14 protein-coding genes are annotated in these 14,891 nt (G+C 44.6%); 1 reads left to right on the top strand and 13 read right to left on the bottom strand.

The window, feature by feature from the left end:
- Genes clpA through LEP1GSC058_RS05675 form a run of 4 tightly spaced genes read right to left on the bottom strand, consistent with a single transcriptional unit; the run spans position 1 to position 4,342 of the window.
- The gene (clpA, locus tag LEP1GSC058_RS05690; protein ID WP_016548616.1) at positions 1-2,250 is read right to left on the bottom strand and encodes an ATP-dependent Clp protease ATP-binding subunit ClpA; all 2,250 of its coding nucleotides are present in this window, start codon (positions 2,248-2,250) and stop codon (positions 1-3) included.
- Positions 2,247-2,582 carry an ATP-dependent Clp protease adapter ClpS gene (gene clpS, locus LEP1GSC058_RS05685; protein ID WP_039948050.1) on the bottom strand — a complete coding sequence of 112 codons (336 nt, stop codon included), beginning with the start codon at positions 2,580-2,582 and terminating at the stop codon, positions 2,247-2,249. The genes clpA and clpS overlap by 4 nt, the downstream gene beginning before the upstream one ends.
- Positions 2,579-3,751 (bottom strand): GNAT family N-acetyltransferase, encoded by a 1,173-nt coding sequence (locus LEP1GSC058_RS05680; protein WP_016548549.1) that lies wholly within the window; start codon positions 3,749-3,751, stop codon positions 2,579-2,581. Before LEP1GSC058_RS05680 ends, clpS begins: the two co-directional genes overlap by 4 nt.
- A gap of 6 nt (positions 3,752-3,757) precedes the next feature.
- On the bottom strand, positions 3,758-4,342 hold the full coding sequence (locus LEP1GSC058_RS05675) for an RNA polymerase sigma factor (protein WP_016548396.1): 585 nt from the start codon (positions 4,340-4,342) through the stop codon (positions 3,758-3,760).
- 127 nt (positions 4,343-4,469) lie between these two features.
- Between LEP1GSC058_RS05675 and LEP1GSC058_RS05670 the strand changes: the two genes are divergently transcribed.
- Complete coding sequence (locus tag LEP1GSC058_RS05670; RefSeq protein ID WP_039948049.1) at positions 4,470-5,102, top strand: NrsF family protein; 633 nt, start codon at positions 4,470-4,472, stop codon at positions 5,100-5,102.
- A 2-nt stretch (positions 5,103-5,104) separates the two neighbouring features.
- Here the strand turns inward: LEP1GSC058_RS05670 and LEP1GSC058_RS05665 are convergent, their stop codons facing one another.
- The 9 genes from LEP1GSC058_RS05665 to LEP1GSC058_RS05625 form a co-directional block, all read right to left on the bottom strand.
- Entirely contained in the window at positions 5,105-6,988 is a 1,884-nt protein-coding gene (locus LEP1GSC058_RS05665; protein WP_016548705.1) for an AAA domain-containing protein, read from the bottom strand.
- A 6-nt stretch (positions 6,989-6,994) separates the two neighbouring features.
- A complete protein-coding gene (locus tag LEP1GSC058_RS05660) occupies positions 6,995-7,996 on the bottom strand; it encodes a PLP-dependent cysteine synthase family protein (RefSeq protein ID WP_016548589.1) in 1,002 nt (333 codons plus the stop codon).
- A 44-nt stretch (positions 7,997-8,040) separates the two neighbouring features.
- Positions 8,041-8,667: a 3-isopropylmalate dehydratase small subunit gene (gene leuD, locus LEP1GSC058_RS05655; protein ID WP_016548521.1), complete on the bottom strand. Its 627-nt coding sequence runs from the start codon at positions 8,665-8,667 to the stop codon at positions 8,041-8,043.
- Positions 8,668-8,677: 10 nt separating this feature from the next.
- Positions 8,678-10,075 (bottom strand): 3-isopropylmalate dehydratase large subunit, encoded by a 1,398-nt coding sequence (leuC, locus tag LEP1GSC058_RS05650; RefSeq protein ID WP_016548461.1) that lies wholly within the window; start codon positions 10,073-10,075, stop codon positions 8,678-8,680.
- Positions 10,076-10,256: 181 nt separating this feature from the next.
- On the bottom strand, positions 10,257-11,705 hold the full coding sequence (locus tag LEP1GSC058_RS05645; RefSeq protein ID WP_016548733.1) for an FHA domain-containing protein: 1,449 nt from the start codon (positions 11,703-11,705) through the stop codon (positions 10,257-10,259).
- Between the two features lie 4 nt (positions 11,706-11,709).
- Positions 11,710-12,507 carry an ATP-binding cassette domain-containing protein gene (locus tag LEP1GSC058_RS05640; RefSeq protein WP_016548675.1) on the bottom strand — a complete coding sequence of 266 codons (798 nt, stop codon included), beginning with the start codon at positions 12,505-12,507 and terminating at the stop codon, positions 11,710-11,712.
- A gap of 9 nt (positions 12,508-12,516) precedes the next feature.
- Positions 12,517-13,104 (bottom strand): D-sedoheptulose 7-phosphate isomerase, encoded by a 588-nt coding sequence (gmhA, locus tag LEP1GSC058_RS05635; RefSeq protein WP_016548604.1) that lies wholly within the window; start codon positions 13,102-13,104, stop codon positions 12,517-12,519.
- Between the two features lie 2 nt (positions 13,105-13,106).
- Positions 13,107-13,886, bottom strand: coding sequence for an LBBP_01157 family protein (locus tag LEP1GSC058_RS05630; RefSeq protein ID WP_016548443.1), 780 nt, complete (start codon positions 13,884-13,886; stop codon positions 13,107-13,109).
- Position 13,887: 1 nt separating this feature from the next.
- Positions 13,888-14,781: a glycosyltransferase family 2 protein gene (locus LEP1GSC058_RS05625; protein ID WP_016548344.1), complete on the bottom strand. Its 894-nt coding sequence runs from the start codon at positions 14,779-14,781 to the stop codon at positions 13,888-13,890.
- Positions 14,782-14,891 lie beyond the last annotated feature (110 nt).

Raw genomic sequence — 14,891 nt, 5'->3', positions numbered from 1 at the left:
TCACTTTGTTACTTGCTCGTGTGGGAAAAACGTCAAAGTCAATTCGTTATCTACTTCCCGAAGTAATACACGTCCACCGCTTCTAAGTTCTCCGAACAAGATCTCTTCGGAAAGCTTTTTGGAGATATTCGAATCGATCCATCTTTGCACAGGTCTCGCGCCGAATAATGGGTCGTATGCTTTCCTAGCGATAAACAATAGAACATTGTCTTCGTATTCCAGAGAGATCCGTTTTTCTTTTAAGCGATCCTCTAAAAGCTCCAACTGTTTACGAACAACTCGAGAAACGACGTTTTCTTCGAGCGACGCAAATTCGATGATGGCAGTTAGACGATTTCGAAATTCCGGGGAAAACTGCCTCTCGATCGCTTTTAAACCGCGATCGAGTAATGCCGTATTCTCGAATCCTAACGGATTTGCCGCTCGTTCCCGTGCTCCGGTGTTCGTCGTCATAATTAATATCACTTGCTTAAAATCCGCTTTTCTTCCGTTGTTATCGGTTAAAGTTGCATGATCCATAATTTGCAGAAGAATATTATAAATATCTTCATGAGCCTTTTCGATTTCATCCAGAAGCAGGACGCAATGAGGAGTTCGAACAATTGCATCCGTCAATTGTCCCCCCTGCTCAAAGCCTACATAGCCGGGCGGTGATCCTATCAAACGAGATACCGTATGTTTTTCCATGTATTCGCTCATATCGAACCTGATAAACTCCACACCCAGAATCGATGCCAATTGTTTGGATAGCTCTGTTTTACCGACGCCTGTAGGTCCCGCAAAAAGGAAGGAGCCGACCGGTTTACCCGGTTCCGATAAACCGCTTCTTGATAAGCGAATTGCTTGAACGATCTCTTGAACGGCCCTGTCCTGACCGTAAATACGTTTTTTAAGCTCTACATCCAGCTCTTTGAGTTTGTCGCGATCGTCGGCTTTTACGGTACGAGTCGGGACTTTTGCGATCTTGGAAACTAGATCTTCGACATCCTTAACGGTAACGGTTTTACTTTTCGCCGAAGATCGAATCTTTACTTTGGCGCCGGCTTCGTCGATGAGATCGATGGCCTTATCCGGAAGCTTTCTATCCAGAATATACCGATCCGCCAATCTAGCGGCTTCTTCCACCGCTTGAGAGGAATATTTTACCGCATGGAATTCCTCGTATTTAGGAAGAAGACCCTTTAGAATTCGAATGGTTTCGTCCACACTCGGCTCGTTGACTTCCACTTTTTGAAACCGGCGGGAAAGTGCATGATCTTTCTCAAAGATGGCTTTGTATTCCTTGTAAGTAGTAGTTCCGATACAGCGCAATTCTCCGTTGGCCAAGGCCGGCTTGAGCAGGTTCGAAGCGTCTAAGGAACCTCCCGAAACGGCGCCCGCACCGATGATCGTGTGAATTTCGTCCACAAAGAGAACATGATTCGAATCTGCGGTAACCGCTTGCACGACATTCTTCAATCTCTCTTCAAACTCACCACGAAATTTGGTTCCGGCCAATAGCAATCCCATATCCAGCGAAAAAATCCGCGTTTGCTTTAACGATTCCGGAACCTTTCCTGCAACGATATTCAACGCCAATCCTTCAACGATTGCAGTCTTACCGACACCTGCATCTCCTACGAAGATGGGATTGTTTTTTCTCCGTCTGGCAAGAATATGAATGGTTCTATCGATCTCTTCCGACCGTCCGACAAGAGGGTCTAATTTTCCAAGCCTAGCCTTCTCCGTTAAATCCACGCAAAAGTCTTTGAGCGGATTCCCCGATTCGGGTTTAGTAGCCTCTTCCAAACCTTCAGGCGTGACTTTCTTTCCATCCTTCCGAATTCCATGAGAAATATAACGAACTACATCGAATCTGGAAATATCTTGGCGAGAGAGAAAGAAGACTGCATGAGACTGATCTTCGCGAAATAGAGAGGCGAGAACGTACCCTCCGTCTAGCTTTTTCTTTTGAGTGGACTGGACATGAAAAGCGGCCAGCTGAAGAACTCGCTGAGCACCTATCGTGTATTCGGGTTCGATTTCTCCGAACGTTTCCGGAACCGATTCCATTTCCGTATCTAGATATTCTCGTAATTCATTCCGTAAAGCTTCCAAATCGGATCCACAGGCGAGGAGGACCTCCTGACCGATCGGATCATACGTCAAAGCTAGAAGCATATGCTCCAGAGTAATGTATTCGTTTCTTCGTTTTACTGCTTCGATTCGAGCTTGGTTTAGACTTCTCTCTAGATCTTCGGATAGGGTCATGGTTCCTCCTCCCCCTCTTCAATTTCCATCTGGCATTGAAGTGGATGGCCGTGTTGTTCAGCAAGTTTATGTGTTTCAGCTACCTTGGTCTTGGCCACGTCATGAGAATAGACTCCACAAAGTGCCTTCCCGGTCGTATGAGCTTGAAGCATAATTTTTTCGCTTTCAGCGGCGGTACGATAAAATACCACCCGTAAAATCCAAACTACGAACTCCATGGGAGTATAATCGTCGTTTAGAATGACCACCCTATATTTAGGCGGCTTCTTCAATTTGAGCTTCTCCTTGGTTAGGACTTGCTCTTCCGTGTCGAAACGATAGACCTCGCTCATTTCGCTTCCTTGTCGGACGCTCCGGGAACTTCTCTTAAAGGCGAATGTTCGTTCGTCTCCAGGATCATTTCCTGCATATGCATTCTTTCGTTTTCCAAGAATCGTTCAATCGCATTTCGAGCTCCCGAATGGAAAATAAAATGCGAACTGTACGTGGGAACTGCCGGAAAACCTCTCAAAAATTTCTGTTCACCTTGCGCGCCTGCCTCGAAAGTCCGAATTCCTTTACGAATGGAATATTCGATCGGCGCGTAATAACAACATTCAAAATGTAAGAAAGGATAATGCCCATTCGACCCCCAATAGCGCCCGTAGAATTTATTTCCTTTTCGGAGATTCAATGTACCGCCGATCGTTTCTCCGCCTTTTTCGGCCAGAATCAAAACTATCTTATCTCTAAATGTCTGCCAAGCCTCGCGGAAAAAAGCTAGATTCAAATAGGGCGATCCCCATTTCCGAGAATAAGTGTCAGTATAGAATCGAAACATGGAATCCATCTGGGATTTAGAAATCGAATCTCCTTCGACGATCCTGATTTGAATTCCTGATTCGCGAACGTTTTCCCGCTCCTTACGAATCTGCATCCTTTTCTTAGAACGGAATTCGCTTAAGAAAGAATCGAAATCAGAATAATCCCTATTTTGCCAATGATATTGATGAGTTATGCGAGTGGCAAAACCTCTCTTACTCAGTTCGATCGCCTCGTCTTCTTCCAAAAATAGAAAATGGAGACTCGAGAGATTCTCCTCTTTCGAAGCTCGCATTAACTCCGGAAGTAGAACATCGAGCGCCTCCGCCACGGAAACTCCTTCGCGACGAAGGATTCTGCGTCCTGTTACCGGTGTAAACGGATAGGCAATTAATCCCTTAGGATAATATTCTAGATCGTTTTGGGCGAAGAAATTCGCCCAGGCATGATCGAATATATATTCCCCATAAGAATCGTATTTTAGAAAAAAAGGAAACGCGGAATGCAACCCTCCGGAATCTTCCGCAATTATATATTTCGGTTGCCAGGATGTGCGATCGCCAACGCAAGAAGTCGATTCCAATGCAGCATAAAATTCATAATCCGAAAAAGGATTATTAGGATCGCTGATTCTATTCCAATCCTGAATGGAAAGGTCTTGAACAGAGTCGATAGATCTTGCTTTGGGAAAATAGGACATGCCCTATTACTTGGACGTCCCAGGACCGGTTTGGGATCCCTCTTCTCCCGAAAAAACTTTGCGAATTTTTTGAACAGACCTATGTACAATCACCTTCACGTTCGATTCGGAAAGGCCGGTTTTTTCCGAAATTTCCCGAATGCTATAACCGTGAATTTTCGCCATCTTCAGAATTTCTTTTTGTCGCTCATCCAAGACGGAGAGCCAGGTCTCGATTCCATCCGCAAGCATCCAGGCTTCTTCTTTTTCCGGAATTTGTATTTGAGCAAAATCTTCCATTTCTGCCAAAACCGTACGATCCCTTTTCTTTGATTTTCGAAGGTGATCGATTGTCTTATATCTAGCGATCGAAAAAAGCCATGGCGCAAAAGGTCGATCCGGGCGGTATGAATTCTTGGCCCTATGAATACCGATCAGGATTTCCTGAAGCAAATCCTCTCGATCATCGATGTTGGAGATTCTAGAAATTAAGAAGGCCCTTAGAATATCTCGAACTTGCCTAAGAAGAAGCTCATATTCCCGGGAATCACCGTCTTGCGATTTCTTCATCCGAATCGCAAGAGTTTCCCAAATTTTCGCTTTTTCAGACATGTAACTTTATTCCAGGTAAAACGAATCTTAAATTGAGCGACCGAAAGAACATTTCGACTGGATTTTAAGGATTGTCCAATCTTTCTTGTTCTAAAGTGGAAAAACAAAAAAGGGGGGAAGAGGAATAATGTCTTTGCCAAGCGATTCCGATCGATCGGAGAAACTGATTCTTTCGTTGGGAACGGATTTAAAACCGACACGCCCTTTACGGCAAGGGATTTTATTTTTGATTTGGACCTCCTTGCTTGCGCTTGCAATCCCTTTAGGCCAGGGAACTGCATTGTTTCTGTCTCGGAATGTCTTCCCGGGTTGGTGGCCTGAGCCTCTGCTTTTTATAATTTGGGGATTAGTTAGCGCCTATCTACTTTCGAGATTGGCCTTTCCCGAAGAATCTTCAGCCGGATTGATTTGGTTACCTATCGTCGGTCTAACACTTTGGTTAGGATTTTCATCCGAAAAATTTATAGAAGAAATTCATACGACGCATTCCACTCATATTGGAGTATGCCCTCTTCTCTTAGGGGTCTTTTCCTTGGCCTTAGGAGGATTCGCGACATTCTGGATTCGTAAGATGATTCCAAGCAATCCTCTCCTGGCCTCCTTGGCAATTTTGAGCTTTTTACTAGCCGGTTCTAATTTAGCGCTGAAATTTATCTGTCCCGATCAAAGCGGATTTCATATCCTTTTCTCCCACGGAATTGCTACGATTTTCTGGATTGCGATTTCCGTCCTGCCGTTACGTAGCAAATTGCGTTGGTAGTATTAATCTAAGAATTCCCATGCGGTTCTGACTTCACCGCAAGATTCGGCTTCCTGAATCAAATCTTGAAAAAACTCCTGCTCTCCAAGGGTAGAACCGTCTCCGATTAAAACAAGCAATCGTTTAGCTCTTGTCATACCGACATTCCATCTACGCTCTTCCGAAAGAAAACCGATATTCCCTTCCGTGTTGGATCGAACCAAACTGAAGATAACTCCTTTTTTCTCTCTTCCTTGAAATGAATCCACCGTCTCTATTTCGATCTTCTCCGCGAAGAGCGGCAATTCCCTTCGTAAAATTTCCTCCAGCAAAAATCTCTGGTAACGATACGGAGAGATTAGCACCAGATCTTCCGGCAACCATCCCGACTCTAAAATACGTTTGAGAATAGAAATGGTAAACTCGGCTTCCCAACGATTACCGAGACTTGCATCGAATAGTTCTTCTCCGGTATCTGTGCCGGAGGTGTCGATAAATACGAAACTGGAACCGAAAACCGGTGTTTCGGACGAGAACGGATTCGCCGATCGTTCTTCCTCGGAAATTCCGGAAACGAGTCGACCGCCATAAAATCTTCGATTGGGAAAGGATTGAATCGGATCGGTCATTCTATACTGAGTGTCCAGCAGATACACTCGTCCGATCGAATCCATCCGATCCAATAAACGCTCCATTAGGGGAATTTTCAATAAAGGGTCTTCGGAAAGAACGGTCGGCGGCAATTGTCTAGGATCGCCAGCAATTACGATCTTTTCTGCCCGAAGAATCGGGATCCAAGATGAGGGTTCCGTTGCTTGACTACCCTCGTCCAATATCGCATAATCAAAACTTAATTTATCTAATAAAGAAGAAGATGCGCCGGTATGCGTTGAAACGATCACCGGATGGGATTCCAATAAATATCTGACTAGAATTTTTTGTCTCTCTCGAATACCCTTCCTAAGTTCCTTTGCTTCCTGATAGAGGCGTTTCCTCTCTTCCGCTTCTTCCTTACCGAAGGTTCGCTTGTATTTCCCGGCTTTTTTTAATAACTCGGCGATTTCCTTTTTATCCCGTTCTATCAGTTTGAAATCAGGGTGTCGATTTAAGTTAGCATCCAGTGATACGCTTAAAACGGATTCACTCATTCGCGCCGGATGTCCGATTCTGAGAGTGGAAACTCCCATCTTTCCGAGCGATTCTGCAAGAAGATCTGTAGCGGCATTCGTAGGAGCGGATGCTATAATTTTCTTACCTCGGTCCACCAAGATCCGAATCGCTTCCGTGATCGTTTTGGTTTTTCCCGTTCCCGGCGGACCGTGAAGCAGAATTAAATCTTCAGTCTCTAAAATGGCTGAAATAGCTCTTCTTTGCGAATCGTTAAATTCCGGTGAGATGCCGGATTCCTCGGTAAAATTAGGAAATTTTAATTCGATTTCGTCCAGAAACAAATCCGCGAAAAACTTCGCTCTCGTTCCTCGTTCCGAATGAATGATTTTTTGAAGCGCACGATCCCATTCCCTATAGCTGGTCTCATCCGGAAGGATTTCCAATCCGAGCTTTCCTTCTTCTATCCAGTCCGGAACTTCTTCAAGGGTTAGAGTATAGGAATCATCCGAGCATTTTAATAAAACCGACGTAAGCTCCTCGGACTCTTTAAAGAGACGAACAGGAGCTCCGGCGCGGAAAGCTTCAGGCACCCCTCTGGCTTTAGTAGGACGAAGAAATACTCGCCAATTCCCCTCCGGGCCGACTTCCGAATCTTCAAATACGATGGGGTAAATGCAAATCCCTGCAGAGATTCGGTCGCCTATATCTGCTTTAGCAAGCCCTTCCTTATAACGCGCTACTTCAGCTTCGCGCTCCTTTTGCAAGGACTCCCGTAAGTCCTCATAACGAGAACTCATGTATTTCTACAATCGATCCGGAGATAAGACTACGATTCTATACGGGGGAACTTTTTGATCATCTCTGGTAGGAATGCTTTCAGCGTAATGTATAGCGGACGCAAGAGTAGTACCCGTTGTCAAACCCGCAAAAACACCTTCTCTTTGGTATAACTCCGACTGGTATCTTAACGCTTCTTCTCGATCCACACCTATATACTGATCGGTGACTTTCGGATCGAAGGATTCGGGTAATCGGATGGAATTGTCGCCTTGCACCATTCTACGAATAAAACGGGAATTTTTGCTAACCCCCATGATTACCCGTAAAGTGGGTTTCTTCGCCTTTAGAAAACGACCTACACCGGAAAGAGTTCCGCCTGAACCGCCACCGGCTACAAAGGCATCTACATTACCGCCCAAGTCCCGCCAAATCTCGGGACCAGTGAAGAGAAAATGCGCGTTCGTATTGGCCATGTCTTTGAATTCGTTTAATATGACGCTGCCTTTGTCGGAGACTTTTACTTCTTTAGCTTTTTCTAATAGAAGATCGTCCCAATTTCCCTTAGCAAGTTGGACGACTTCCACCTGAGCTCCGTAAGCTTTCAGCTCCTTTATTTTTTCCTGGTCGGTATCCGGTGCCAAAAATATCTTAAATTTGTATTGCCGAATCGTGGAAATCCAAGCCAATGATATAGCGGTGGTATTGTATCCGGCTTGGAAGATCGTTCCGCCCGGTTTCAATTCGCCTCTTCTCTCCGCCGAAAGTACCATGGAAAGGGCGGTTCTATCCTTAACGCTTCCAGTCGGATTGCAAAACTCGGCCTTTAAATAAATTTCAACATTCGGAATATGCGATCCGATCTGATTCAATCGAATCAAAGGGGTATTACCGATCATCTGAAGCACGTTTTCTTTGATCGGTTTGGCTACACTTAGCTCCCGGCCAAAGATACCCTGAACGTTATTCAGGGCCCCGAGAAGACTATTGCCGAATTCGTCAATAGAACGTGAAATTTCGTCAAACATGATCTTCTCCTGGATTCATTGCAAATCGGTCTCTCAGTACTAGATTATTTCTTTGACGAATATAACCATGGAACCTCGTTACGATTCCGATCTTCGAACTGTTGAATTTTTGCTTCGTGCTGCAAAGTGAGTCCGATATCATCTAAACCGTTAAAGAGACAATATTTTCTAAATGAGTCTACTTCAAAAGAATAAACTTTTCCCGAAGGACTGATGACATTTTGCTTGTCCAGGTCGATTTTCACTCTTGCACCCGGGGTTTTTTCGACGGTTTGAAAGATCTCTTCCACTTCTTCCGACTTTAAAACTACGGGCAAAATACCATTCTTAAAACAGTTATTATAAAAAATGTCCGCGTACGAAGGCGCTATTATAGCTCGAAAGCCGAAATCTTCAAGCGCCCAGGGCGCATGCTCTCTGGAAGAACCGCATCCGAAATTATCACGGGTAATAAGAACAGAAGCATTCTTATAACGATCCTGATTCAGCGTAAATTCGGGGTTCGGCTTGGTCCCGGCATCGTCCAAATATCTCCAATCATGAAATAAATGAATGCCAAATCCGGTGCGTTCGATTTTTCTCAAAAACTGCTTGGGAATGATTTGGTCCGTGTCTATATTCGGGCGATCAATAAGAACGGCGATGCCGTCGTGGTTCGTAAATGCCTTCATCTAAATTCCTCTAATTCCAAGTACGAATATCAACAAAACGACCTTCTATAGCGGCAGCGGCGGCCATTGCAGGTCCGACTAGATGAGTCCGCCCTCCCTTCCCTTGTCGGCCTTCGAAATTTCGGTTCGAGGTGGAAGCACAGCGATCTCCAGGATCGAGTACGTCGTCATTCATAGCAAGACACATCGAACAGCCTGGTTGTCTCCACTCGAAACCCGCCTCGACAAAAACCTTATCCAGGCCTTCTTGTTCCGCTTGACGCTTCACCCTTCCCGAACCGGGCACTACTATTGCCTGGACTTTAGAAGAGACTTTTTTTCCTTTTACCGTGCTTGCAGCAATTCTTAGATCTTCAATCCGAGAATTTGTGCATGAACCGATAAAGACTTTGTTTACGGTGACGTCCTGAATCTTTTGTCCGGGATGCAAATCCATATACTTTAAAGCCGATTCGATGCTTACTTTTTCCACAGGATCGGTAACGGTTTTCGGATCCGGAATTACTCCGGTAACAGGAACGACTTGTCCGGGTGAAGTTCCCCAAGTCACCTGAGGCGCGATATCTTCCGCCTTTAAGACTACGGACATATCGAATTTTGCGCCTTCATCGGTAACGTAGCGCTTCCAACGTTGGAGCGCGAGATCCCACTCTTTCCCTTTCGGTGAGAAGTCTTTGTCCTTCAGATAATTGAAAGTAATTTCATCGGGAGCAATTAGACCTGCGCGAGCTCCCGCTTCGATTGACATATTACAAATCGTCATTCTTGCTTCCATGCTGAGCGACGAAATTGCTGAACCGCGATATTCGATCACATATCCGGTTGCGCCTCCGGTTCCTATTTTTCCGATCACCGCGAGAATGATATCTTTGGCGGTTACATGGGGAGAAAGCTTTCCATCCACCCGAATTTCCATCGTCTTAGCGCGACGTTGCAAGAGGGTTTGCGTTGCCAAGACATGTTCCACTTCAGAGGTTCCGATCCCGAAAGCAAGAGCTCCGAATGCGCCATGCGTAGATGTATGTGAATCCCCGCATACGATGGTCATTCCCGGATGCGTAAGACCCATTTCCGGCGCAATTACGTGTATGATTCCTTGGTCCGGATGATTGATATCGTAAAGGGTGATTCCGTTTTCTTCGCAGTTTTTCATCAAGGTCCGCATTTGAGTCGCAGAAACCGGATCTGCCGAATCTATATTACGGATTCGTGTGGATACATTATGATCCATAGTTGCGAATGTCGCATTCGGACGCCGAACCTTTCTGCCGGTCAACCTAAGACCTTCAAATGCTTGAGGGCTGGTGACCTCGTGAATTAAATGTCGATCGATATAGATAAGGTAAGAGCCCCCATCTAATTCGCCGACGAGGTGGTCTTCCCAGATTTTTTCAAACATCGTTTTCATGGCTGTGACTGATCGCCCCCAAGGGATAAAATAGGATAAGATATTAATTAGACTCCCAAGCCGGAAACGGAGGAAGTACTTGAGTTCCCCAAACTAGGGAGCTACCCTTCCCATGCTAAAAAAACGGGGTTTTTCGTAAAGAAGGAACTGATATGGATTCAGGAACGGGAAAAACTTACGGCTATTTTCCGCGAAATACGAGGAGAGCTTTTCCGATTCCAATCTCGTCAAAATCATAGAGTATCCTAGGACGCAGAATTTTTTTACCGTTTAAGAAGGTTCCTGATTCGGATACCAGATCGTACAATATATAACGGTTTCTTACCCGACGAATTCGAGCATGACTTCCACCGACTCCTTGTTCATAGAGAACCAAATCGGCCAATTCCGAATTTCCGATCGTAGTTTGGCTTTTTAACAATGAATATTGCTTACCGGGATTCCGCCCTTCTTTTAAAATCAAGGTCGCTTTTTCGTATGCTTCACCATCTTCGAATTCCTTGACTGCGATCGGGGTCAATCGATCCGTTTGAATCCGGTTTTCTTCGGAGTACAATAATTGGTATTGGTCGCCGTACATTTTTCGATATGCATCCTGTTCCTCGTCGATCGCATGCAATCTTTCTTCGGCAACGGAGTTGGATGCGCTTCCGGGCGATTTTCCATTTCTTCTTAAGACGACCAAAAAAGCCACCATGGTTAAAACCAATAGAAAGCCTATCGTAGGAAGGAAAACACCCGGGTGAAGTAGAAAGAGAATAGTGCGAGTCATCCAGGGAAGTTTATATTCATACAAAAGCTTTCCCGCATTTTGAGTCTCCACCTCTACTCGAACTTTATCTTCGTCTCCAAAACGCCAATCGTCCCGGAACGGAGACTCGTATTTTACGCTCCACGGTTTTTTACGAAAAAACTCGAGATTAGTAAGAACTTGACTGAGCGAATCGGATCGGTTAATGGAATAAAAAGAGCCGCCGTATCTTTCCGCCAAATAGCCGGATCCTTCCGAGGCAACCCCGAGAACATTCAGCGGTATATCTTTTAAATAAGCGCCGCGGCGAGCGTCAGGCGAGGGCCGAAATTCATTATCGAAAAACAACAATAAGATATAATCTTGTCTTCCGATATTCGGTGAAATTTTTTGAAACACGTAATCCAAATTAGATGGAGTATTATAGTTCGTTTTACCGCCCGGAAGTTTCGCTTCTTTAGCGGCCTCGGTCTTGCTTAAATCGGTCTTGGGTAAAAAGACGTCGTCGGTAAAGAATGCAAAGCTAAAGCGATCTTCTTCTCCCGCCGCGTCTACGATCCGTTTAAGAATTTCAGTTCCTTGAACATTTGAATCGAAAGAATTCGACATCTGGACAATCAAATGGATATGTATCGGCCTAGTGCCGTCCGGCTGGATGATTTCCGGATTATCTACTCGTCGAATTTGCGAAGCTTTTTGCTCCCGAATAAAGAGAATTTCTCGATTTAGCGAGGACCTCCTATTCTCCTTCACTTTTAACTCGACGTTCGGGTAAGAGGATATATTGACCTCTTCTAATACAAACCCGTTCCTCTCGGCGGAAACGCTCTGAACTAAAAGCGACAGTAAAATAAGACTAATCTGCAGGATTGTCCGCATGAATCTAAGCAATGTACGGAAAAGAGGAGTCGATTTCAAACAGTTTTCTCGCGTATTCCGTTTTAGGAGACCAGAGGTGATCTTCACGAATAAGCGTCTCTGCAATTCTCCCTCCTTTCATTACCGTTATAATATCGGCAAAATCGGCAACGGAGCCGAGATCATGGCTAATGAAAACCAAGCTTCTATTGTTTTCGCGGACAAGTTTAGTAAGCAATGCCAGAATCCCGGCGCCTGTAATAGGATCCAGAGCGGAAGTGGGTTCGTCCGCAAGAATCAACTCCGCTCCTGAATAAACCGAAAGCAATACGAGAATGCGCTGTTTTTCTCCTCCTGAAAGCTGATGAGGATAAGATAACCAGGCAGATTCCGGATCAGACAAACCGACGCTTCGGAAGAGCCGTAAGCAAGCCTCTCTACTCGCATAACTCGGATTTAAGAGCGAAAAATATTCAGATACTTGTGAAGCCACCGTTCGATAAGGATGAAACCCTAACGCGGGACTTTGAGGAATTAAGCTGATCCGTTTTCCTCGAAATTCGGCCCATTTTGTGGAGGAAGAATTCGAATCCATAATTTCGTTGAATAATCGAAACGAGTTCCATATTGTAAGAAGAGTTTCGCTTAATAAACCAAGTAGAAAATGCGCTAACGTGGTTTTTCCGCTTCCGGACTCTCCGATGACGGCCCGAATTTCGCCGGCTCGGACGCAAAAATCGACATCATTAAGCAGGGCTTTCTCTTCGGATCGGACCACAAGTCCGGAAATTCGGATGATTTCGTCCGCTCCTGAAGACAACAAATCGAAACCCTATTCCATTTTAAAGAGTTCATATTCTACGATCGAACAAAGAATATGACCGATTAAAATATGGGATTCCTGAATACGAGCAGTCTCTTTGCTCGGAACGATTAAATCCAAATCGCTCATATTTTTCATTTTCCCCCCATCTCCGCCTAAAAAGCCGATCGTTTTCAAACTTAAAGATTTTGCCTTTTCGATCGCTGCAATCACATTCTTGGAATTTCCGCTGGTAGAAATCCCGACGAGTAAATCGCCTTTCTTTCCGAATGCCGCAACTTGTCGGGAAAAAATCTCCTCGTATCCATAATCGTTTCCACAAGCAGTTAGGACTGCGGAATCGGCGGATAAAGATAGAGCCGGCAATGCTTTGCGCTCGTTACCTGATTTGTATCTAACCACTAGTTCCGCCGCAATATGCGAAGCGTCACAAGAGGATCCGCCATTTCCGCAAAATAAAACCGTATTTCCCTTTTGCAGAACTTCGGATACGATTTGTCCAGCCTTAACGATGTCGGGTAAAAGCGAATTCAGGATGGCTTGCTTCGTAGCAATGGAAGCTTCGATTTGTCTTGCCGCTATTTCTTTCAGATCCATAATCATTTCTCTCTTTTGGACCGAATTCGAACCAAAACGGATTCCAATTCCTTCTTAGCTAAATCGAATTCGTATAAAGATACATTCTCCGAATGGGGAGAATTTCTATTTCCGCTTACGTTCAAAAAATACAATTCCTTAGAAACCATTTCGCGAACTCGTCCCGCCGAATTTTTGTGAAAGAATTCTTCGAATTCTTTTCCTAGAAAAATCAAAAGCACCGCAAGAACATTCGGCCTAAGATTGATAATTACCTGTTGGCTCCAGATCGGTTCCCAGTTTAGAATTTCCTTCCAGGAATCCGATGATTTTTTTAATTCAGGCTCTTCCTGCAAAACCGCCCAAGATTCTTCTTCCCAATTTGGTTCCTGAATTCCCGAGAGGATTCCTTTTAAGCTTTTTGGATCGGAGGATAGAAGTCGATTCAACTCCGTTTCCGTCAAAAAAACGACTCCGGTAACCTTTCCGTTCTGCTCGGTTAAATAATTTCCAGTCGCTAAAACCAACGAATATTCTCTACCGGATTTTTCCTTTCCTTCAAGGCGAAAGAGATGTCGATTATTCTTAGTCAGCCTTAAGTTCGGCGATTCAAAAATAGGACCGCTCGATTTCTTTCTAGTGAGAAAAAAACGGTCCACTTTTTCCCGTAGATCTTTCAATTCCCAAGTATATCCGCGACTATCACGAACCGAAGGTTCCTCTTGCTCGGCTTTACTTCGATCCGATTTTCTCCAGAAAGCGAACCTCTCCCAAAAGGAGGATCTTTTCTTTTTTTTCGCCATCTTAACCTTCGTAATCTTCCCGAAGATTGGAAGGTCTCTGAATAAGCTTCTTCCCCAATTCGTATATTTTTGCTTCTTTTAAGAAGGTCGAATACGCGGAAGAGATCGCTATCGCAAAACCGGGAAACCCATCCAGTATCCCTAATTTAAAAAAATAAATTTCAAGGAACTTTCCGAAAGGTTTGTATATTGTCCGAAGTAAGGAAAAATGTCTTCCTTTTCTGGCCCTGGTCCAAGCCACGATCGAAGAAAACTTATTTATGGTATCAACTTGTTGAGCCAGATCCCTGAAACTATAATGAAGGATATCCCCTTCGACTTTGATTCCTTTTCCTTCGACGACGAGATAGTCGTGAGGATTTTCGCCCGCCCACCGAGCTTTGGATTTTCGGAAAATCCTGAATTTCGTCTGTGGATACCATCCCGAAAAACGAATGAATCTTCCCATATGATACGTAAGCCTAGCGGTTTTGAGCCCGTCTAAAGATCCATCGTCTGGAATATTCAGAAAATTCCGAAGAGATTGTTTCAATTCTTCGCTAAGTCTTTCATCTGCGTCGAGTGATAGTATCCATTCGTTCTTACATAAGGAGATGGCATCGTTTTTTTGCTGCACATGCCCTCTGAATTTTTGGGAAAAGAATTTTACTTCGGGAAAAGACCGGCAGATTTCCTCCGTTTTATCGGTGCTATCCGAATCTAGAATAACGATTTCCTCCGCAATATCTCGGCAAGAGCGAATACAATCGGCAATATTCCTTTCTTCGTTATACGTGATCACCGCCACGGATAATTTTTTCGCGAATCGTTGGACCGAGGAGGAAGAAACGCTCGAAATCGATCCTTTCTTTTTTTTGTGAGAGCCTTTAGCGGATTCTAGCGATTTTTCAGACATGGATATAAGGATCAAATCCTACCAAAGAATTCGATCGGGATTCCAGGATAAGAGCTTTTCTTCCCTTGTCAGCGGTTTTTTATGGAAATCCGACAGGAAATAACCGGCGG

The organism is Leptospira fainei serovar Hurstbridge str. BUT 6 (assembly GCF_000306235.2).
Taxonomy (GTDB): Bacteria; Spirochaetota; Leptospiria; order Leptospirales; family Leptospiraceae; genus Leptospira_B; species Leptospira_B fainei.
The sequence above is the reverse complement of the archived record's forward strand: the minus strand, read 5'-3'. Positions and strand labels throughout refer to the sequence as shown.